This is a genomic window from Enterobacter sichuanensis (genome assembly GCF_009036245.1).
GTDB classification, from domain to species: Bacteria; Pseudomonadota; Gammaproteobacteria; order Enterobacterales; family Enterobacteriaceae; genus Enterobacter; species Enterobacter sichuanensis.
The window spans coordinates 2,371,676-2,392,533 of record NZ_CP027986.1 but is presented as its reverse complement, the minus strand read 5'-3'; the positions used below and the strand labels follow the sequence as shown (position 1 = coordinate 2,392,533).

Sequence of the window (20,858 nt, the reverse complement as noted above, 5' to 3'; positions counted from 1 at the left end):
TAAATGGCGATGGAAACACAAGACGTGATTAAACGCTCCGCGACCAACCCGATAACCCCTGCGCCTCGCGCACGGGATTACAAGGCAGAGGTCGCCAAGCTGATCGATGTCTCCTCCTGCGTGGGCTGTAAGGCCTGCCAGGTGGCCTGTTCGGAGTGGAACGATATCCGCGACGAGGTGGGACACTGCGTCGGGGTTTATGACAACCCGGCGGATCTGAGCGCTAAGTCCTGGACGGTGATGCGCTTTAGCGAAACCGAACAGAACGGCAGGCTGGAGTGGTTGATCCGTAAAGACGGCTGTATGCACTGTGAGGATCCGGGCTGCCTGAAGGCGTGCCCGTCCGCCGGGGCGATTATTCAGTACGCCAACGGGATCGTCGACTTCCAGCAGGACAACTGCATCGGCTGTGGCTATTGCATTGCGGGCTGTCCGTTCAATGTGCCGCGACTCAATAAAGAGGATAACCGGGTATACAAATGTACTCTGTGCGTGGATCGGGTCAGCGTAGGACAGGAGCCTGCCTGCGTGAAGACGTGTCCTACCGGCGCCATTCACTTTGGCACCAAAAAAGAGATGCTGGATGTGGCTCAGGCGCGGGTGGATAAGCTGAAAGCACGCGGCTATGAAAATGCGGGCATCTATAACCCGCAGGGCGTGGGCGGTACGCACGTGATGTATGTGCTGCACCATAACGACCAGCCGGCGCTTTACCACAATCTGCCGAAGGATCCGGCTATCGATACGTCCATTAACCTGTGGAAAGGGGCGCTTAAACCGCTCTCTGCGGCGGGCTTTATCGCCACCTTTGCGGGGCTTATCTATCACTATATCGGTATCGGGCCAAACAAAGAGGTGGATGACGAGGAGGAGCATCATGAGTAAGTCGAAAATGATTGTGCGCACAAAGTTTATCGACCGCGCCTGTCACTGGACGGTTGTGATCTGCTTCTTCCTGGTGGCGGTGTCGGGGATTTCGTTCTTCTTCCCGACGCTGCAGTGGCTAACCGAAACCTTCGGTACCCCGCAGATGGGGCGCATTCTGCACCCGTTCTTCGGGGTGCTGATTTTCGTGGTGCTGATGTTTATGTTCGTGCGCTTTGTTCATCACAATATCCCGGACAAGCAGGACATTCCGTGGGTGAAAGGGATTGTTGAAGTCCTGAAGGGCAACGAGCATCACGTCGCGAAAGTGGGGAAATACAATGCCGGGCAGAAAATGATGTTCTGGACCATCATGAGCATGATTTTTGTGCTGCTGGTGACCGGGGTAATGATCTGGCGACCCTATTTCGCGCCATATTTCCCGATTCAGGTGGTGCGCTACGCGCTGCTTATCCACGCGACGTCAGCCATCATTCTGATCCATGCCATTCTGATCCATATGTATATGGCGTTCTGGGTGAAAGGCTCGATTAAAGGGATGATTGAAGGGAAGGTGAGTCGTCGCTGGGCGCAGAAACATCACCCGCGCTGGTATCGTGATGTGGAGCGGCTGGAAGCGAAACAGGAAAGTACGGAAGGATTGAAGTAAGACCTGCGCCGTCGGCTGTGCCCGGCGGCGCTGCGCTACCCTGCAGGCCTTACGTCATGTGTTAGTGAGTAAACGATCGATTGCCGCTATAACGTCATGACGTGCGTGACGTAAATTGCACACAAAATTTTCAGGATTAATTTTTTGATTATTAATATTCGTTATCATTGGCGAATAAATCAGTAGCGTTTCAAAATCGATATTAACGCCAGGAGCCAATTGGCTCTGCCATAACGGTAGTCTGTTATTTCTGGCAAGAGGTACGATTACACGTGTGGCAAGGTCATCATAGCAATCATCCTGAATAAGCATATAGTAAGGAAGCCTGTCCCGGGTGGCGGCAGACGTATTACGATAAACGTTGAATTGTCTCAGCATTAAAGCACCCTGAAAAAATCATCATCAGTAATCGTTCCATGTTTCTCTACAAACTCATTCATTGCCTGTATAAATGCACCATCTTCTTCTGATAGCTGATGTCGTCTGGCAGCGCTTTGTTCAGCATGACAACAGGGCTTACGCGATGAGATGTTCTGACCCTGTTTTGTTTCTGCGGTATGTTTCATTTTTACCTCCATTGTTGGTGCGGCCATTATCAACCGCAGCCAACAAAAAACAATACCGTTTCCCCTGGTAATCTACATTCTGCGAGCCGCCTTCCAGTTATATCAAAACCGCTCTTCCACATACCGGAACGGATATTTCGTTGGCTTCACTTTACCTATTTTCCGTTTCGGTAAATCGACCTTTTCAACATGCAGTTCTTTATACGGGATCTGCGAAAGCAGGTGCGAAATAATATTCAGGCGCACGCGTTTTTTATCTTCTGAACGCGCCACAAACCACGGCGCCCAGGCGGTATCGGTGGCTTCAAACATGGCGTCGCGTGCGAGAGTGTACTCGTCCCACAGGTTAAAGGACTTAATGTCCATCGGCGAAAGCTTCCAGATCTTACGACCATCGTTAATCCGGTCGCGCAGGCGTCGCTCCTGCTCCTTCGGCGTCACCTCCAGCCAGTATTTCAGCAGGATAATGCCGGCATCGACCATCGCTTTTTCCATGACCGGCGCGCCATCCAAAAATTTCTCAACCTGTTCCTCCGTGCAGAATCCCATTACCCGCTCCACGCCCGCACGGTTGTACCAGCTGCGATCGAAGATCACGATTTCGCCAGCCGAAGGCAGATGCGGCACATAGCGCTGGAAGTAGAGCTGGCTTTTTTCTTTTTCCGTCGGGGCTGGGAGGGCAACTACGCGAAATACGCGAGGACTGACGCGCTCGGTGATCGCTTTAATGGTGCCGCCTTTACCGGCGCCGTCGCGACCTTCAAAAACGATACACACTTTTAATCCTTTGGCGACGACCCACTGCTGGAGCTTAACCAATTCAACGTGCAGGCGGCGGAGCTCTTTTTCATACTCTTTGTTTTTAAGCGGTGTATTTATTTCGACATCAACAGCGACACTGGTTTTCTTTTTGCTTCCCATGATTGTCATCCTCAGGTTGTCCGGCGGGGAAAAAGCGAGGCCGCACTATTAAGTGTAATCCACCTGAATGAATGGATTAACGTGTCAGCCAGCTGATTTGAACTGGCTCACCATACAAGATTGTTCAATAATGCCCGCTGCGAATTTTTCACACGTGGTTGTGGTATGAAAAAGACAATTTTCTCATTAGCGCTGAGCACCTTTGGCCTGGGCATGGCTGAATTTGGCATTATGGGTGTCCTGACCGAACTGGCGCTGGACACGGGTATCTCCATTCCCTCCGCGGGAAATATGATTTCGTTTTATGCCTTCGGCGTCGTCATCGGCGCGCCGATTGTGGCGCTGTTTTCCGGCAAATTCTCGTTAAAAACCACGCTGCTGTTTCTGGTGGCGATGTCCGCCGTCGGAAATACCCTGTTTACCTTTTCAACGACCTATTTCTGGCTGGCGACGGGACGCTTAATTTCAGGATTCCCTCACGGCGCGATTTTCGGCGTCGGGGCAATTATCCTCTCGAAAATTGCGCCACCGGGGAAGGTGACGGTTGCGGTGGCCGGGATGATTGCTGGTATGACGGTGGCCAACCTGATGGGCGTTCCGCTGGGCACCTGGCTTGGGCATCAGTTCAGCTGGCGCTATACCTTTTTCGTGATTGCCGCGTTCAATGCGCTGGTGATCCTTTCGGTGCTGCTCTGGGTGCCGGATATCCATGACAAATCAGAAATTAAATTGACCGAGCAGTTCCAGTTTCTGAAGAAACCCGAACCCTGGCTGATTTTTGCCGCCACGATGTTTGGCAACGCCGGCGTGTTTGCCTGGTTCAGCTTCGTTAAACCGTTTATGGTCAACGTATCGGGCATCGAAGAAGGGGCGATGACCCTCATCATGATGCTGATGGGCCTGGGTATGGTGTTGGGCAATCTGCTGAGCGGTAAGCTCTCGGGGCGTTTTAGTCCGCTGCGCATTGCGGCCACCACCGACATGGTGATTGTCGCCTCGCTGCTGCTGCTTTTCGCCTTTGGCGAACTGAAAACGGCCTCGCTGGTGATGGGCTTTATCTGCTGCGCCGGGCTGTTCGCGCTCTCTGCGCCGCTGCAAATCCTGCTGCTGCAAAATGCGAAGGGCGGGGAGATGCTGGGGGCCGCGGGCGGGCAGATGGCGTTTAATCTCGGCAGCGCCATTGGTGCGTACTTCGGCGGAATGATGATTACCCTCGGCTTTAGCTGGCGCTACGTCACGCTGCCTGCGGCGTTCCTCTCGTTTTCGGCCATGAGTGCGCTGCTGATCTACGGTTATCTGCGGGCCAGAGAGGCTCAGGCTAACGCTCGCGCGCTAGCCTGAAACGGGTCAGGCAAGCCAGGGCTCGCCGAGGGTCAGCATCAGGCGGTTGGCCCAGGCGAAGAACGCCGCGGACTGCACCAGGTCAAGCTGCGCTAAGGTATCCAGCCCCTCTTTTTCCAGGGCGGCAAGGTGCAGCGGCGTGGCGGCAGGCGGTGTAACCGACAGCGCCGCCGCGAAGTTAATTTCCGCCTGCCAGCGTGCAGACTGTCCCTCACTGAGGGATTGCCCGGGACGTACCGCCAGCAGTGCTTCCACCGCGTCGTCATCCTTAGAGAGCTGGCTGGCTTTACGCGCATGGACAGATGCGCAGTAGATGCAGCCGTTGATTTTACTGGCGACCGTTGCAGCCAGCTCACGCTCGGCGCGCGGCAATCCTCCCGGCGTATAAAAAATCCCTTTATCCGTCAGCGTCCGCTGTTCAAGCACCGGCAGGTTGCGCCCCAGCAGGCGGAAATAGTCGGAGTCCGTGTGGCCAAATTTCGCCAGGATCGCCACCTCATCGTCACGGAACTCCGCCAGCGGTTTGGCGGCTATCCATGGCTCCCAGCCCAGCTCCTGCTGGGTGAAGGCAACGGGTGCCGCCTTCCCGGTGACCGTGGTTGGCGTTGTATGCCAGATACCCGCGGCCACCGGTGCATCGCTTGTGGCAACGGGCCTGTCGTTAAGCAGACGCAGTCCGGCGATCAGTCGACTCTGGAAGCTGACAAACGCGATAAGCTGCGCCAGGGTGACAATGCCATCCTTGCTCCATCCTGCCTGGGTCAGCGCCTTTAGCGCCGCCGGCGTGGCTTCAACGGGGGAGAAGGTCAGCAGGCGCGCGAAGTTCAGCGCCGGGGTCAGGCGGTCTGAAGTCGGGTCAGCCAGGCCAAACCCCGCGTAGTGCGCGGCCAGCGCCTCCGCGTTGTGCCACCTGGCCACTTTCGCCGCCACGGCGAAACGCTCGTCGAGTGCAAAATCTTCATCCTGCTGGCTAAAGAGGATTTCATAGCTGCCCTGCGCATGGCGCGTGGCGGCGTCCCGCGTGGCGCGCGCCTCTGCCAGAGGGGAACCGGGTTTAATTTCCGCCAGCTCGGCAAGAATATCCTGACTTAATGACATAGGTCTCTCCTCAAAGAATGTGGGGGGCAATATGTTCGGCAATCAGCTCAATGGAGCGTAGGGTGTCGCGGTGCGTGGGCTCGACCGAATGGACCTGGAACGAGATATCCGTGGCGCGCCTGAGAATGGAATCGGCGTGCAGTGAGCGCAATACCGTGTCGGGCGAACCGATATGGGCGTCAAACTGACGACGATAATCCGTGACGGTGTCACCTTTAACCGCGTGTCCGGCAGCGCGATGCTGCTGTGCCTGTTTCGTGAGACCCGGCGTCGCTACTTTCAGCGCATAGTCATCGCTGTCGGCGACGAACGCGGTGCGTGAGGCGAGTATACGCGGCGCGATGCCTGCCGGTAGCGCCTCAAGGTAGGCATCCACAATCGGGTTCTGGATAGCGTCGAGCGTGAGATCAGGCTGGTCTGCCGGGCGCGGCTGCGTGCGTGAGAGCATTAAGCCGTGTCCGGCCTGGGCTGCCCGCACGGCCCCCTCCACGGAGAAGGTGGCAATCCAGATGCGCTCCGCCAGTTGCGGTGCCGGTGGGTATAAGTGGTTATCCGGATGGGCGAGCGAATCCCCACGCCAGGCGCTCTGGAGCACGTGCAGGTTCTCGGCAAACGCGGCTGCGCGCGCCTCAAACGTCAGGCCGAACGGCAGGAATGAGGTGGGCGTGCCGCCTGACCCCAGCCCGACTTCAAGACGTCCATCGGCGAGTAAATCAAGCACCGCGGCATCTTCCGCCACGCGCAGCGGGTTTTCCATCGGCAGGGTAATAATGGCTGTGCCCAGACGGATGGTTTCGGTATGCGCCGCAACGTGGGCCAGGAACAGCAATGGCGACGGCAAACCGCCTTCACTTTCATGGAAGTGGTGCTGCGCAATCCACGCGCTGTCAAAGCCGTGGCGTTCAGCGTGGCGGATCTGTTCAGTTGCCAGACGATAGCGCGCCTTCGGTGTGGCATCGTCAAGCAGGCGGGTGAAAAACCCCAGGCGTTTTCGCGTCATGCGAACTCCTCTGTAGCGGGTGAAAAATGGGGAATGGCGTCAATCAGTTCGCGGGTATAGGCGTTCTGCGGCGCAGCGAACAAGGTTCCGACGTCACCGTGCTCAACCACCTGACCGCTGCGCAGCACCGTGACGCTGTGAGCGATCCGGCGCACGGTGGAGAGATCGTGCGTAATGAAGAGATAGGTCAACCCCAGCTGCTGCTGCAGTTGCTGCAGCAACGCCAGGATCTGCGCCTGAACGGTGACATCCAGCGCGGAGGTGGCTTCGTCCAGCACCAGAATGGTCGGCTCCAGGATCAGCGCCCGGGCGATGGCCACGCGCTGGCGCTGCCCGCCTGACAGCTCGCGGGCGGTACGGGTCAGGAGGTCGACGGGCAAGGCCACCCGCTGCGCCACGGTCTCCACCCGGATTTTGCGCTCCGCTTTGCGCAGGCGGGAAAAGTTCTTCAGCGGCTCTTCGATAATCTCAAACAGGGTCTGACGCGGGTCGAGCGAGGCAAACGGGTTCTGGTAGACAAACTGGATCTTCTGGCGCAGCTGGCGACGGGCCTCGCGGCTGAGCGTGGTGGCATCAATATCGTCAATAATGACCTGCCCGCTGTCGGCCTGTTCAAAGCCCAGCAAAATACGGGCAAGGGTGGTTTTCCCGGAGCCCGATTCACCCACCAGGGCATGCGTGCTGCCACGCCTGACGTCGAACGTCACCTGATCCAGCGCCTGCAGCTGATGGCCTTTGCCCAGCGAGAAACGTTTGCTAATGGCGCGGGCGCGAATGGCCGGTGACGCAAGCGGCAGACCGGCCACCGGGGCGATGGTCAGGCGCTGGCCCTGGAGATCGCTCAGCAGCTGGCGGGTGTAGGCGTGCTGCGGCGTACGGACGATATCGGCGGTGTTTCCCTGCTCCTGAACCTCACCATCGCGGAAAACCAGCAGCCGGTCCGCGCGCTCAGCGGCCAGAGCCAGATCGTGGGTAACAAACAGGACGGCGGTCCCCGATTCCCGGCGCAGGCGATCCAGCAGGTCAAGAATGCGTTTTTGTACGGTGACGTCCAGCGCGCTGGTGGGCTCGTCGGCAATGATGACGTCCGGGCGCAGCGCTATCGCGATGGCAATCAACACCCGCTGTTTCATCCCGCCGGAGAGCTGATGGGGATACTGTTTCATGCGCTGCTCGGGATGGCTTAGGCCGACCTTAGTCAGCAGGGCGAGCACCTGCTCGTCGCGCTGGAGTGCCTTTACCTTTTGGTGCAGCTGAATAATTTCGCCAACCTGCGCGCCGATGGTTTTTACCGGATTGAGCGAATTTCCCGGATCCTGCGGTACCAGGCTGATGCGGGCCCCGCGGAGGGTATCAAGACGCTTAGCGGACCACTGGCTTATCTCCTCACCGTTGAGCACGATTTTTCCCGCATCACGCCGGGCGTTGTCGGCCAGCAGACCGATGATCGCCTGCGCCGTGGTCGTTTTGCCGGAGCCGGATTCACCGACAAGCGCCAGCATTTCCCCCCGACGAAGCGTGAAGCTAACGTTATGCACTACCTCCCGCCACTGGCGCGCGGTACGGTAACTAAGGGTCAGGTTTTCTACCGAGAGTACGGTCATTTCAGGCCTCCGCTGAACTGCTGGCTGATTCGGTTGGTCGCCAGCACGACGGCGATGACCACCACACCGGGGAAGGTGGTTAACCACCAGGCGGTAGAGAGATAGTTACGGCCTTCGGCAATCAATAAGCCCCATTCCGGCACGGGCGGCGGGGTGCCGTAGCCGAGAAAGCTCAGCGTGGAGAGTGCCAGGATGGCCTGACCAAACTGCAGCGTGGCAAAGGCGAGGACGGCGGTTAAGGCGTTAGGCAGGATATGTCGCCACAGCACCGCCAGGAACGTCCCGCCGCTGCCAAACGCCGCCTCCACATAATCCGTATGGCGGATGCGCACCACTTCACCGCGCGCGAGGCGGGCGAAGCTGGCAATGGAAGCCACGCCCACGGCAATTGCGGCATTAACGGTGCCAAACCCGAGCAGAATGATCACCGTCAGCGAGAGCAGCAGGGACGGGATGGAGAGCAGCACGTCGACAAAACGCATCAGGAAAGACTCAACGCGTCCGGCGAACGCCCCGGCAACCACCCCTAAACCGGTGCCCACCAGCAGACCCATCGTGACGGCGGCCAGCGCCGCGCTCAGGGAGTGGGACGCACCATATACAATACGGGTGTAAACATCGCGGCCAAGCTGATCGGTGCCGAGCCAGTGGCCGGCCTGAGGGGCCAGGCGCTGTGCGCCCGCGATGCCCTCAATCGGGCTGTAGTGGGTTAACAGGCCCGGCGCCACGGCGGCGAAAATCGCAATCACAATGACCGCCCATGCCAGCCACAGTCCGGGCTGCCACGCGACGCCCTGCCAGGCGGGGACGCGTTTACGCGCGGCGGCAGCGTAATCGACCAGACTCATGAAGCACCTCCGGAAAGGGGTTGCAGCCGGGGATCCAGCAGCGGCATCAGCAGATCCACCAGCAGATTGATCAGGACAAAACCGAGCGCGGAAATCATCACCACCGCCTGAAGCACGGCGATGTCCTGGTTATTGACCGCCTGCTGGGTCAGTTGCCCCAGCCCGCTGCGGCCAAAAACGGTTTCGGTGATCAGCGCACCGGCAATCAGCTCGCCCAGCAGCAGCCCGGCAATATTCAGCACCGGCAGCAGGGCGTTGCCGGTCACGTGACGCCACAGGACGGCGGTTTCACTCAGCCCTTTGGCCCGGGCAACGGCGACAAACGGCTGGGTCGCCACCTGGTCCAGGCTGCGCATCAGGATTTGTGCCAGCGGGGCGGAGATGGGGATGGCGACGGTGACGATGGGCAGGATCAGCCCCTGCAACGGCGTCGGGTTAATCACCGGGATCAGCCGCAGTTGAAAAGAAAAAAGCTGGATCAGGGCAATCCCCAGCCAGAACGTCGGTAAGGAGATAAACAGGACCGGCAGAGACTGGAAGGTATTGCTCAACCAGCGCAGGCCCGGTAGCCGCGACGCAAAGGCCAGTGCGAAGGCCAGCACAACCGCGAGTAAAAAGGCGGGCAGGGCGAGGCTCAGGGTATCCGGCAGATTGCTGGCAATCAGCTCACTGACCGGCACGCCTGCCTGTAACGAATAGCCGAAATCGCCGCGCAGCATCGCCAGCAGCGTATGGCCGTACTGCTGCCACAGCGGACTGTCCGCGCCGTAGGCCACGCGCATCTCCTCGATTTGCGCCGGGCTTAAGCCCAGGTCCGGGTTCTGAAATTTAATCAGCACCGCGTCGCCCGGCAGAACCTGGAGCAACACGAACGAGAGGGTAAAGGCGGCCCACAGCACCAGCAGCCCATGTCCGAAACGTTGAAGAAGTGCGTGGCGCATCGTCAGCTCCTCAGTGTTTCTCAATCCACGCGCCGTAGAACGACGGGCGGCCTACCGCTTCGAAATTCACGCCTTTCAGCCACGGGGCGCCGGCAAAGACCTGCGGCTCCTCGAAGATCGGGATGACGTAGGCGTTATCCAGCAGATAACGCTGGGCGTCGCCCGTCAGCTGCAGGCGTTTTTGCGGATCGACTTCCGCAGAGATGTTCACCAGCAGCGCATTCAGCTTGTCGTCGCGAAAGTTTTTAACCTTGTCGCTGGAGCCGCCTTTTTGCAGCAGCGCGTCGCGGTTAGCGGGGTAGAACATACTCTTCACCACATCCGGATCGGCGCGGCCGACTTCGGAGACGGTTAACGGGGTTTTCAGCGGGTCAAGGTTATCCAGCGTGCGGCTGCCTGCGTCACCAGCCTTGACGCTCAGGGCCACGCCCACCTGCCGCCACTGCTGGGCAACCAGCTGCAGCACCTCTTTGTTTTGCGGCTGCGGCAATGATTCATAGACCGTCAGCGCCAGCCGCTGGCCGTCTTTCGCGCGAATGCCGTCGCTGCCTGCTTTCCAGCCTGCCTCATCGAGCAGCTGGTTGGCTTTTGCCGGGTCAAAGGTCAGTTTATCGCTGAGATCGACAAAGCCTGCGGCAGAACCGGCAATCACGGACTTCGCCTGCGGATAGTTAGCCGAGAAGAGGGTCTCGACCACCTGTTTCGCATTGGTGGCGTGCAGCAGCGCCTGGCGAACGCGAACGTCGGAAACCAGCGGGTTGTCCGGGCGGAAGCTGATGCTGTCGTTCACCCCACGCGTCGGGGCAGCATAGATTTTATAGCCCTGATCGGTGGCCTGCTTTTCGTCATACGCCTGTACCTGACGAATAAAATCCGCCTGACCGGCCAGCAGAGCGCCGATGCGCACGCTGTCTTCCTGGGTGACGATAAACTTGATGCCGTCCAGATTGGCCGGACCCTGCTGCGGCAGATTTTTTGGCCCCCACTGGTAATCTTTGCGGGCTTCAAGCGTCACTTCGCGCCCCAGCTTTTCGTCTTTCACCACAAACGGGCCGGAGCCAATGATGTGGCGCGCATCCCCCAGCTCTTCAAAGTTGCGTTTCAGGGTGCTGAGCGAGACCAGACCCGAGCCAATGGTGGCAGTGCCCTGCAGGAAACCCGGCGACGGTTTTTTGAAGTAGAACTTGACGGTCAGCGGGTCGACCACCTCGCTGCGATCGTAGTTATTGATCACTTCGGACACCGGTAGACGCTGCGCTTTGTTACCTAAGCCGTAGGTATCAAAGTTTTTCGCTACGGCGTTTGCGTCCAGCGGCGTGCCGTCGGAGAAGGTGATACCGGGACGAAGTTTAAAGGTGTATTCGGTTTTATCGGCGTTGGTGGTCCAGCTTTCGGCCACCCAGGGCTCAACCTGTAACGTTTTCGGGTTCTGCCAGGTCAGTTTGTCGGTGATCTGGTTCAGAATGCCGCCGTTGGGGTAAAAGCCACCGGCAGGCGGATAGAGGTTGGTGTGGGCCTGTTGCTCCAGATAAATCAGCGTGCCGCCTTTGACGGGCGCATCAGCGGCCCAGGCTGCGGTGGTCGTCAGAATTAACGCCGTCAGCAGCGGCAGACGAAATGGGGTTTGCATGGTGAATTCCTTTGTTATCTTCTTGTTAGCGTCGGATTCATCATCGGGCGCGGGGGAAAACAAGGGAACAAAGGAATTAAGATAAGGATTGCCGGAAAATGGCTATAAAAAAACCGCCCCGGAGAGGAGCGGTGATGAAAGGTGGACGATTATGAACGTAAGTCGATCACCATACGGCCACGGATCTGGCCCTGTTCCATCTCTTTGAAGATGGCGTTGATGTCCTCGATCGGACGCATCGTGACCTTAGGCACCACTTTGCCTTCCGCGGCGAACTGGAACGCCTCCTGCAGATCCTGACGGGTGCCGACCAGGGAGCCGACCACCTGAATGCCGTCCAGCACCAGACGTGGAATATCGAGGCTCATGGCTTCCGGTGGCAGACCCACCGCCACCACGCGGCCACCGGCGCGCACGGCATCCACTGCCGAGTTAAACGCCGCTTTTGCCACGGCCGTCACCACGGCTGCATGCGCGCCGCCGGTTTTTTCCTGCACAATTTTCGCGGCATCTTCGCTGCGGGAGTTGATGGTTAAATCCGCGCCCATGCTGGCCGCCAGCTTCAGCTGTTCGTCGTTAACGTCAAGGGCGATGACTTTGGCATTAAAGACGTTTTTGGCGTACTGCAGCGCGAGGTTACCGAGCCCGCCCAGACCGTAAATGGCAATCCACTGGCCCGGTTTAATACCCGATACCTTCACGGCTTTGTAGGTGGTGACGCCAGCGCAGGTAATGCTGCTGGCCGCCGCCGAATCCAGACCATCCGGCACTTTTACCGCGTAATCCGCGGTGACGATGCACTCTTCCGCCATGCCGCCATCCACGGAGTAACCGGCGTTTTTCACATCGCGGCACAGGGTTTCGTTGCCGGTATTACAGTATTCGCAGTGGCCACAGCCTTCAAAAAACCATGCCACGCTCGCGCGATCGCCGACTTTCAGCGATTTCACGCCAGGGCCGACCTCTTTGACGATCCCAATCCCTTCATGGCCCAGGATCACGCCGGTTTTATCGCCGAAATCGCCGTTCTTCACGTGAAGATCGGTATGGCATACGCCACAGCACTCCATCTTCAGCAGGGCTTCCCCGTGCTTCAGCGGGCGTAAGGTTTTTTCGGTGACATTGACCTGATGATCCTGAGTGACAACAGCAGCCTTCATGTGTATCTCCTTGTTCATGATAAGAATCTGCATAGCAGGTGTAATACCCCTTAAGGATTAATACATTAGCCTGGTAATGCAAGGCTGCGGCAACATAATGTCATCATTTAATCCGATTTCAGATTAAGAATACGGCGTTCCTCTAATAATTAAGGGGGAAAATGCTGGCCCGGCGAGGCGCTCGCCGGGCGCAGACTTACAGCTGTGCTTCTATCTCCTCTATCTCTTTACGCCATTGCGCCTGAAGCTGCGGTTTTTGATGTTTCGGTTTGCGCGCCAGATCGTCTGCCAGCAGCGTTTCCAGCGCGACCAGCCGTTCAAGCAGATCGTCATACGGTGAGGGTTGAACCGTCGCGGCGGCAGCGGGCGCAGTGGCCATTACCAGCCCCGCGCTTTCACGCAGCCGCGCAAACACCGCTTCCGCGTCGTGCCATTCGCTCAGCGTACCGTCCTCTATCAGCCAGAAGCGGTTGCAGCTTTGGCTAATTAACTGACGATCGTGGCTGACCAGCAGCACGCCACCTTCAAACTGCTGCAGCGTTTCTGCCAGCGCCTCTTTGCCTTCCATGTCCAGATGGTTGGTTGGCTCATCGAGCATCAGCAGGCTATAGCGGGCGAGCGTCAGGCCCACAAACAGCAGGCGTGAACGCTCGCCGCCGCTGAGCGTGCTGACTTTCTGCCCGTGACGGGACCACGGGAACCCGGCGCTGATAAGCGCCATCTTCCGGTTTTGCGGGTCGGGCGCGAAAGGCTCCAGCGCATCAAGCAGCGTGGCGTCATCCGGGAGCTGGTTCAGCGTCTGATCGTAATAGCCCGGCGAGACGCGCGGATGGATTTTCAGCCCGCAGTCCGCCGGTTCATCGGTAAAATGTCGCCAGATAAGCTTCATTAACGACGATTTACCGCAGCCGTTACGCCCGACAATCGCCACGCGATCGCCGCTTTTCAGCCGTGCCGTTTCGATGTTAAACAGCGGCGGTAGCCCTGGCGCAGGCGGGACGCTGAGGTTTTCCATCTCCAGCAGACGGTCTGCCCGCAGCGCGTCACCGCGCAGGCTTAACGTCCACGGGCTACCCGCCGTGAGCGAGGTCTGGCTCTCTTTCAGGCGTTCGACCTGTTTTTCCATCTGTTTGGCTTTGCGGGCCAGGTCTTCGTTGTCGTAAACCTTGCCCCAGGTCGCCAGCCGCTTCGCGCTGGCGGTCACGCGGTCGATCTCCTTTTGCTCCGCCTTGTGGCGCTGCGCGTCGCTTTCATCCCTGGCTTCCAGCGCCTTGCGTGCCGCCGTGCAGGGAAGGGCAAAGTAGTGCAGCGTTTTATCGCGCAGGATCCAACTGCCGTTGGTGACGGCATCCAGCAGCTGTCTGTCATGCGAGACCAGCACGAAACTGCCTGACCAGTGCTGTAAAAAGTGCTCCAGCCAGAGCATGGTCGGCAGGTCCAGGTGGTTGCTGGGTTCATCAAGCAGGAGCAGGTCCGGCTCGTGGATCAGCGCCCGCGCCAGCAGCAGGCGGGTGTGCTGACCGCCGCTGAGCGTGGCGGCGTGCAGCGCCATATCCTGCGGCGTAAAGCCCATGCCCGCCAGCAGCGTTTCAGCTTTCCAGCGCAGGCTGTCGCGTTCCGCAGAGGGCAAGCGGGCCAGGACGGCATCCAGCATGGTCAGCGGATGAATCGCCTCCGGCAGATGTTGTTCCACGCGCGCCATCAGGCAGTGCCCGGCCAGCGCTACCGTCCCGGCAGCAGGAGAGTCAGTGCCGTCCAGCACCTTCAGCAGCGTACTTTTGCCACAGCCGTTATCGCCCAGCAGACCAATGCGGTCGCCTTTTTTCAGCGTAAAGGAGAGAGAGTCGAAGAGCGTGCCAAACGCCGTATCAACGCGTAAAGATTGTGCAGTGAGTAAAGTGCTCATTATTGCTTACCCAAGAGTTACAGGCATGTTTATGCCTCGTCAAACATCGCTGACGATAACTCAGTAAGCCCGAGAGAAGGGATTTCAGGGGGTGGTGTCTTCGCTCAAGCAGAAGTTATCGCAGCACGATACCGATAACGCTTGAGCAGGTGCGATCACCAAATGTATGTGAAACATTGAAAATTTCACAGTACAGCATAATTGGCCTCCTTATATATTCAGTGGGTTAATGGATGAAAGGAGTGTAGCGGGGGAAAAGGGGTTTGGCTAGTGGGGCGTGAATGTGTGATTCATATTGAGGTTTCGGAACCATTCCCTCTCCCGAAGGTAGAGGGAATGGTTGAGGCGAAGAGTTAAATCGAGGTACGGCGATAGCTGCGGTATTCAGGCATCCAGAAGTTGTCGTCAATAGCCTGCTGCAGCGCGTCGGCAGAGGTCTTCACCGCCACACCCTGCTGCTGCGCCATTTTACCGACCGCAAAGGCGATAGCGCGCGACACCTTATGAATGTCTTTCAGCTCTGGCAGCACCAGACCTTCGCCGTCGTTGACCAGCGGCGAGTGGCCCGCCAGGGTTTCGCTCGCGGACATCAGCATTTCATCGGTAATGCGCGACGCCCCGGAGGCGATAACGCCCAGACCAATGCCCGGGAAGATATACGAGTTGTTACACTGGGCAATGGGATAAGTTTTATCTTTCCACACGACCGGATCGAACGGGCTGCCGGTAGCAACCAGCGCGTTACCTTCGGTCCAGGCAATGATGTCCTGCGGCGTTGCTTCCACGCGGGAGGTCGGGTTGGAGAGCGGCATCACGATAGGGCGTTCGCAGTGCTTGTGCATCTCGCGAATAATCTCTTCGGTGAAGAGACCGGTTTGCCCGGAAACGCCAATCAGAATATCCGGCTTCACGTTGCGCACCACGTCGAGCAGGGAGAGCACTTCGTTGTCGGTATCCCAGTTTTTCAGGTTCTCGCGCTTCTGTACCAGTTTGGTCTGGAACGGCAGCAGGTTCGGCATACCGTCAGTCAGCAGGCCGAAGCGATCAACCATAAAGACGCGGGAGCGGGCCAGTTCTTCACTCAGGCCCTCACGCTGGGTCTGGGCGATAATCTGCTCGGCGATACCGCAGCCCGCAGAGCCCGCGCCCAGGAAGACAATTTTCTGGTAGCTCAGCTGGCTGCCGGCCGCGCGGCTGGCGGCGATAAGCGTCCCCACGGTCACCGCGGCGGTGCCCTGAATGTCGTCGTTAAAGGAGCAGATCTCATCGCGATAGCGGTTCAGCAGCGGCATCGCGTTTTTCTGCGCGAAGTCTTCGAACTGCAGCAGCACGTCCGGCCAGCGGTGCTTCACGGCCTGGATGAAATCATCGACAAACTGATAATACTCGTCGTCGGTAATACGCGGATGACGCCAGCCCATATAGAGCGGATCGTTAAGCAGCTGCTGGTTGTTGGTACCGACATCCAGCACCACTGGCAGGGTATACGCCGGGCTGATGCCGCCACAGGCGGTATAGAGGGAGAGTTTACCGATTGGGATCCCCATCCCGCCAATGCCCTGGTCGCCGAGGCCGAGAATACGTTCGCCGTCAGTCACCACGATCACTTTGATATTGTGGTTCGGCACGTTCTGCAGAATGTCGTCCATGTTGTGACGGTTCTGATAAGAGATAAATACCCCGCGGGAGCGGCGGTAGATCTCAGAGAAACGCTCACAGGCCGCACCTACCGTCGGGGTGTAGATCACCGGCATCATCTCTTCCAGATGGTTCTGCACCAGGCGGTAGAAGAGGGTTTCATTGGTGTCCTGAATGTTACGCAGGTAGATGTGCTTGTCGATTTCAGTTTTGAAACCCTGATACTGGATCCACGCGCGCTCTGCCTGCTCTTCAATGGTTTCCACCACTTCCGGCAGTAAACCCAGCAGGTTAAAGCTACTGCGCTCTTCCATGCTGAAGGCGCTGCCTTTGTTGAGCAGGGGGAATTCGAGTAAAACCGGTCCGGCGTATGGGATGTATAAGGAACGATGTTTTTTCAGTTTGTTGTCCATGTCACTCACTCTTTTTATGAAGATCCGTCCCTGACACTGCTGTTTGTCATCTTTCTGGCCTGTGCGATGGGATGCGGTCCGGCGGTATTATAAAGGAGCTAAATATGAATTACCGCAACACATAAACAAAAACACCATCGGGATTACCGATGGTGTTCTGGATCTCACTCTGGAACTTACTTGCCGGCGTGGCGTTTTCTGCCGGTGGCGTGAGTGACTTGCGTCTCATGGTCGCCTTCAATCACCACTTTGCGCTGATTAGAAAGCTTGTAGTTCAGTCCCAGAATATGGCGTGCCTGACGGTTCGATTTCATGTTAACTCCTCAATCCTGTTGATAGTTTTAAGGACCAGTTTGCTTACGCAAACGAAATGTAACCCCTTAGGTTGCAGATCCAGCTTAGCAGGTTTTTACAAGGGTGCGTTTTGCCCGCTGACGACATAGTTAATGGTTTGCTGGTAGATGTCACTGAGGATGTCATTGTCTGTGGATTCCACCCATTTGGTCAGTTCCATTAAAATGTCATTTTCAGTCACAGCACCGTGCTCGGCGTGAAGACCCTGCGCAATCGCGTTAACGAGTTCAGGTTGTGCTGCTGCGGTATTAGCCGGGTAATAAGTAAACATGCTGCCTCCGTGTCGTTGTCTGTTTAATGGTACGGCTCGCAAAAAAATTAATTCATAAACAGAATGGCAAATATTTCCCCGGTTGTGGTTCAGATTCATCTTAGAAATATAAATGTCTTAAGTGCATGCTTTTATGTGGTTTTAACGGGTGAGAATATATTGGCGCGTCACGGAGGGAATATTAGGGAGGTGCTCCTGCCATCATGAAAATAGAGCAGGAGCAGCATTTAAATTACCACTTCATTTCGCCGGTATTGACCTTAGCGCTTAATTCCAGCGAGCTCTCTTCCGCAAGATTCGGATACTGTTTTTTCAGGGTACGGATAACGCCAGCGGAATCTTTATGTGCAGCTAAAGCCTTTTCAAAGCGCTGCAGATAGTCACGCGTAAAATCAATCGCGCCACTACCCGCGGGTGGGTTACCCAGATAGTGACCCGGGATCACGCGTTCTGGCTTATGCGCAGCCATCGCCTGCAGGGTATCCTGCCACTGCTTACGGCTTTCCGCGGTCTGCGTGTCTGCCGTCCAGACGTGAATACCCCAGGCTACCCCGGTGCCGCCGAGGATGGTTTTCGCTGACGGGATCCACACATAGGCCGCGTAGCTGTCAGGCTGCTCGATGTCGATCTTTTCTCCGTCAACCATAAACGTGGTGGAGGCGAGTACCTGCGGAACAACCAGTTCCGTTGGCGCACCGTCTTTCATCTGCGGGCCCCAGAAAGCCAGCTTCGCGTCTTTGGTGGCCTTAATATGGTCAACCACGTGCTGTGTGGCCACCACTTTGGCATTCGGGAAGGCTTTAACCAGCGGCTGCAGGCCAAAGTAGAAATCCGGATCGCCGGATGTGATCACAATCTTATTCAGGGTTTTGCCGCTGCGGCGAATCTTCTCCACCAGCGCTTCGCCATCTTTCACGCTGAACTGCGCGTCAAACAGCACCGCTTCCTTCGGACCGGAAACCAGCGTGGAAGAGACCGCGAAAATGCCTTTTTCCTGCGGGTTATAGGTATCGACGTTCAGCGGTGCGGCAAACGCGGCCGGCGTGAAAAGGGTGGAAAGCAGGGCAATGTGAGTGAGTTTCATGCTGTTGTCTCTGTTGTTCAGGAATGTGTCTATTGTACGGATATTCGTATTTGCCAGAATTCCTGAAACAAGACATGCTTAGTTTCATAAATCGAGCAGATGGAGTAGATATGGATCGCGTTATTGCCGCCCAGGTTTATAACCGGATATGCGAGCTGGGAAGTTTGAGCGCGGCGGCCCGCGCGCTGGGGATCTCCCGGCCGATGGTAAGCCGCTATCTGGAACAAATGGAAAAGTGGGCGGGAACCCGGCTGGTAAACCGCTCCACGCGCAAGCTGACGCTGACCGCGGCAGGCGAAAAGGTGCTGCAAAAAACGCGGACGCTCTCGCAGATCTCGCAGGAAATTGAGGGCCAGTCGGAAAAAGATCTACCGTCAGGCACCCTGCGAGTGGCCTGCGCGCACTTTACCGCCATGCACCTGATTGCGCCGGTGCTACCTGATCTGCTCTCGCGCTACCCGCAGTTGCGTATCGAGCTGGACGTGAATAATCACCCGGTGAGCCTGGTGGGTGAGCGTATTGATGTTGCCGTGCGTATTACCGACAACCCCGAGCCCGGGATGATTGCCCGCCGCCTGGGGGAGTGTCGTTCGGTACTCTGCGCCTCGCCGGATTATCTGGCACAGCACGGGACACCCGACAGCCCCGAAGCATTAGCGCAGCATAACTGCCTGCACTACAGCTTTTTTGCCGGGCAGTCCTGGCACTTTCTGACCCCGGAAGGGGAAAGCCTGAGCGTCGCCGTCAGCGGCAACCTGAGCGCCAGCATCTCTTCGCTACTGATGGACGCGGCGATGAAACACTGCGGTATTGCCATGCTGCCGGAGCGCGAAGCGCGTGCCGCCCTGGAGGAGGGATTGCTGGTGCCGGTACTGGCGGCGCTGGAGCCGAAACCGCTGGCCATCCATGGCATTTATCAGTCCCGGGAGTACCAGCCTGCCGCGCTGCGGGTGTTCCTTGATGAGCTGGCCCGCTACCTGGCATGAGGGGGCGACGACTTCTCCTGTAGCCAGGGCGAAGCCGTGCTCCAGAAAATAATATCGGCTCCGAGATAGTTTTCTGCAAACTGGTCAAATTCCGCCTTGGTGAAGGGCTTACCGGTCTTTGGATTTTTATAGGTCAGGGTAGGCTCCTGCACCGCCATCGCGATGAGCGGCAGCGTCTGTTTATTTTTATGGAAGAAGGGATAGGCATTTTTCATGTGCGCCTTGCGGTTGGGCACGATGTCCGGCCCGCCCAGGCCGATGTTGTTGGCGCTGGCATAAGCAAAAAGCCGCCCCATGTAGTTATGGTCATTATCCCATTCGCACGGCCAGAAATTGACATATTGCACCACATGGGATTTCTGAAAAGCCTTACGCGCAAAGGCCAGGTTTTCCATTTCACCGGCGAAGTAGCTGTCGCAGCTAAACCCGGCGGGCGGATGTTTTTCGTCGATATCGATGGCGGTTTCAGGCAGGTTTACCCCATACACCTCTCCATCAAAGCGCTTCGCAAGGGCCGCCAGCAGCGCCTGGTAGCGCTGACGCACGGCAGGATCCCACTGGCGCGCCACCCATCCTGAACCGACGGGCTTGCCTTCGCCGGGGTTATCGAACTGCGGTGCGAGTCCGCCACCGTATTGCTTATCGTGCAGCAGATAATCCGGGACGTAGCGGGCGCCCGGCTCAAAAAAACGGTCCTGGATCTGGATGAAGAGCTTTTTTCGCGCGGCCTGAAGGCGCGCCAGATCCCGTTCAATCCGCGAGAAGTCATACCGGTCTTTATCGGGCTCAAGCGCCCGCCAGTTATAGACGATCTGAACGCCGCCGATGTCGCTTCGCGCAACGAGCGGGAACGCCGCGTCGAGTTCGCCGGAGCTGGTGTAGATAAAGTTCTCCGGCGTTTTCGCCAGCAAAGATAACGAGAGAGACAGCGTGGTTACCGCAACGGCCATCCTGATTTTTAGCGCCACAGGTTTATCCTTTTTGTCGGTACAGCAGGTGAATGTCCCGGAATTATCTGTGTTCCGGGGTGGGGCAGATACGTAGTCTATACTTAACCCTTTGTAAGCCAAAAGGAGAGCAAGAATGACGATTCATAAGCACGGTTCGGCACACTGGTCCGGTGATATCAAGCAGGGGAAAGGGACGGTTTCTACTGAAAGTGGCGTCCTGAATCAACAACCTTACGGCTTTAATACCCGTTTCGAAGGCGCCAAAGGGACCAACCCGGAAGAGCTGATTGGTGCAGCACATGCTGCCTGCTTCTCAATGGCACTGTCGCTGATGATTGGTGAAGCGGGTTACACCGCGGATTCCATTGATACCACTGCGGATGTCTCGCTGGATAAAACCGATAGTGGCTTTGCAATCAGCAAAATTGCGCTAACCAGTAAGGTTACTGTGCCAGGTATCGACCCGCAGAAGTTTGACGGCATTATTCAGAAAGCCAAGGCGGGCTGCCCGGTGTCGCAGGTACTGAAAGCCGAGATCACGCTGGACTATACGCTTAACTAAGCCTGAGCCGGGTTAGCGCCCGGCTATCCCTTTTGCCGGGTGGCGCTACGC

The 20,858-nt window shown here is 57.4% G+C and carries 21 protein-coding genes; 5 read left to right on the top strand and 16 right to left on the bottom strand.

What is annotated here, in order from left to right; genetic code table 11:
• Window positions 1–3: 3 nt before the first annotated feature.
• Together fdxH and fdnI are read left to right on the top strand one after the other, a co-directional pair.
• Entirely contained in the window at window positions 4–885 is an 882-nt protein-coding gene (gene fdxH, locus C1N69_RS11545) for a formate dehydrogenase subunit beta (protein ID WP_025758872.1), read from the top strand.
• Window positions 878–1,534: a formate dehydrogenase-N subunit gamma gene (fdnI, locus tag C1N69_RS11540; RefSeq protein WP_045286741.1), complete on the top strand. Its 657-nt coding sequence runs from the start codon at window positions 878–880 to the stop codon at window positions 1,532–1,534. Before fdxH ends, fdnI begins: the two co-directional genes overlap by 8 nt.
• A gap of 54 nt (window positions 1,535–1,588) precedes the next feature.
• Here the strand turns inward: fdnI and C1N69_RS11535 are convergent, their stop codons facing one another.
• The 3 genes from C1N69_RS11535 to ppk2 all read right to left on the bottom strand — a co-directional run bounded on the left by C1N69_RS11535 (window position 1,589) and on the right by ppk2 (window position 3,021).
• Window positions 1,589–1,912 (bottom strand): CcdB family protein, encoded by a 324-nt coding sequence (locus tag C1N69_RS11535; protein WP_155031224.1) that lies wholly within the window; start codon window positions 1,910–1,912, stop codon window positions 1,589–1,591.
• Window positions 1,912–2,100 carry a type II toxin-antitoxin system CcdA family antitoxin gene (locus tag C1N69_RS11530; protein ID WP_094917212.1) on the bottom strand — a complete coding sequence of 63 codons (189 nt, stop codon included), beginning with the start codon at window positions 2,098–2,100 and terminating at the stop codon, window positions 1,912–1,914. The genes C1N69_RS11535 and C1N69_RS11530 overlap by 1 nt, the downstream gene beginning before the upstream one ends.
• Before the next feature lie 102 nt (window positions 2,101–2,202).
• Complete coding sequence (gene ppk2, locus C1N69_RS11525; protein WP_095451261.1) at window positions 2,203–3,021, bottom strand: polyphosphate kinase 2; 819 nt, start codon at window positions 3,019–3,021, stop codon at window positions 2,203–2,205.
• 165 nt (window positions 3,022–3,186) lie between these two features.
• On the opposite strand from ppk2, the gene araJ reads away from it, so the two are divergent.
• A complete protein-coding gene (gene araJ / locus C1N69_RS11520; protein WP_155031223.1) occupies window positions 3,187–4,362 on the top strand; it encodes an MFS transporter AraJ in 1,176 nt (391 codons plus the stop codon).
• A gap of 6 nt (window positions 4,363–4,368) precedes the next feature.
• Here araJ and C1N69_RS11515 read toward each other — a convergent pair whose 3' ends face one another.
• From C1N69_RS11515 to C1N69_RS11460, 12 genes are all read right to left on the bottom strand, one after another.
• Complete coding sequence (locus C1N69_RS11515; RefSeq protein WP_155031222.1) at window positions 4,369–5,460, bottom strand: alkylhydroperoxidase domain protein; 1,092 nt, start codon at window positions 5,458–5,460, stop codon at window positions 4,369–4,371.
• A 10-nt stretch (window positions 5,461–5,470) separates the two neighbouring features.
• Complete coding sequence (locus tag C1N69_RS11510; protein ID WP_155031221.1) at window positions 5,471–6,460, bottom strand: putative FMN-dependent luciferase-like monooxygenase; 990 nt, start codon at window positions 6,458–6,460, stop codon at window positions 5,471–5,473.
• Window positions 6,457–8,064, bottom strand: coding sequence for a dipeptide ABC transporter ATP-binding protein (locus C1N69_RS11505; protein WP_155031220.1), 1,608 nt, complete (start codon window positions 8,062–8,064; stop codon window positions 6,457–6,459). The genes C1N69_RS11510 and C1N69_RS11505 overlap by 4 nt, the downstream gene beginning before the upstream one ends.
• Window positions 8,061–8,912, bottom strand: a complete 852-nt coding sequence (locus C1N69_RS11500; RefSeq protein WP_095451265.1) for an ABC transporter permease — start codon at window positions 8,910–8,912, stop codon at window positions 8,061–8,063. Before C1N69_RS11500 ends, C1N69_RS11505 begins: the two co-directional genes overlap by 4 nt.
• Window positions 8,909–9,853, bottom strand: coding sequence for an ABC transporter permease (locus C1N69_RS11495; protein ID WP_088244206.1), 945 nt, complete (start codon window positions 9,851–9,853; stop codon window positions 8,909–8,911). Before C1N69_RS11495 ends, C1N69_RS11500 begins: the two co-directional genes overlap by 4 nt.
• A 10-nt stretch (window positions 9,854–9,863) precedes the next feature.
• Window positions 9,864–11,483: a TIGR04028 family ABC transporter substrate-binding protein gene (locus C1N69_RS11490; protein ID WP_045286731.1), complete on the bottom strand. Its 1,620-nt coding sequence runs from the start codon at window positions 11,481–11,483 to the stop codon at window positions 9,864–9,866.
• Between the two features lie 149 nt (window positions 11,484–11,632).
• A complete protein-coding gene (adhP, locus tag C1N69_RS11485) occupies window positions 11,633–12,643 on the bottom strand; it encodes an alcohol dehydrogenase AdhP (protein WP_032647362.1) in 1,011 nt (336 codons plus the stop codon).
• 196 nt (window positions 12,644–12,839) lie between these two features.
• A complete protein-coding gene (locus C1N69_RS11480; protein WP_126800064.1) occupies window positions 12,840–14,549 on the bottom strand; it encodes an ABC-F family ATP-binding cassette domain-containing protein in 1,710 nt (569 codons plus the stop codon).
• Window positions 14,550–14,902: 353 nt separating this feature from the next.
• Window positions 14,903–16,600 (bottom strand): NAD-dependent malic enzyme, encoded by a 1,698-nt coding sequence (locus C1N69_RS11475; RefSeq protein WP_013096532.1) that lies wholly within the window; start codon window positions 16,598–16,600, stop codon window positions 14,903–14,905.
• Window positions 16,601–16,776: 176 nt separating this feature from the next.
• The gene (sra, locus tag C1N69_RS11470; RefSeq protein ID WP_008501714.1) at window positions 16,777–16,914 is read right to left on the bottom strand and encodes a stationary-phase-induced ribosome-associated protein; all 138 of its coding nucleotides are present in this window, start codon (window positions 16,912–16,914) and stop codon (window positions 16,777–16,779) included.
• A 95-nt stretch (window positions 16,915–17,009) separates the two neighbouring features.
• Complete coding sequence (bdm, locus tag C1N69_RS11465; protein WP_155031219.1) at window positions 17,010–17,225, bottom strand: biofilm-dependent modulation protein; 216 nt, start codon at window positions 17,223–17,225, stop codon at window positions 17,010–17,012.
• A 232-nt stretch (window positions 17,226–17,457) separates the two neighbouring features.
• Window positions 17,458–18,309, bottom strand: a complete 852-nt coding sequence (locus tag C1N69_RS11460; RefSeq protein ID WP_047958656.1) for a Vmh family MBL fold metallo-hydrolase — start codon at window positions 18,307–18,309, stop codon at window positions 17,458–17,460.
• A 110-nt stretch (window positions 18,310–18,419) separates the two neighbouring features.
• On the opposite strand from C1N69_RS11460, the gene C1N69_RS11455 reads away from it, so the two are divergent.
• A complete protein-coding gene (locus C1N69_RS11455) occupies window positions 18,420–19,295 on the top strand; it encodes a LysR family transcriptional regulator (RefSeq protein WP_155031218.1) in 876 nt (291 codons plus the stop codon).
• On the opposite strand, the gene C1N69_RS11450 is transcribed toward C1N69_RS11455, so the two are convergent.
• A complete protein-coding gene (locus tag C1N69_RS11450; RefSeq protein ID WP_420841809.1) occupies window positions 19,283–20,245 on the bottom strand; it encodes a hypothetical protein in 963 nt (320 codons plus the stop codon). The two genes, C1N69_RS11455 and C1N69_RS11450, sit on opposite strands and share 13 nt — an antisense overlap.
• 133 nt (window positions 20,246–20,378) lie before the next feature.
• Here C1N69_RS11450 and C1N69_RS11445 point away from each other — a divergent pair, with 133 nt between their 5' ends.
• Window positions 20,379–20,807, top strand: a complete 429-nt coding sequence (locus tag C1N69_RS11445) for an OsmC family protein (protein ID WP_047958653.1) — start codon at window positions 20,379–20,381, stop codon at window positions 20,805–20,807.
• Window positions 20,808–20,858 lie beyond the last annotated feature (51 nt).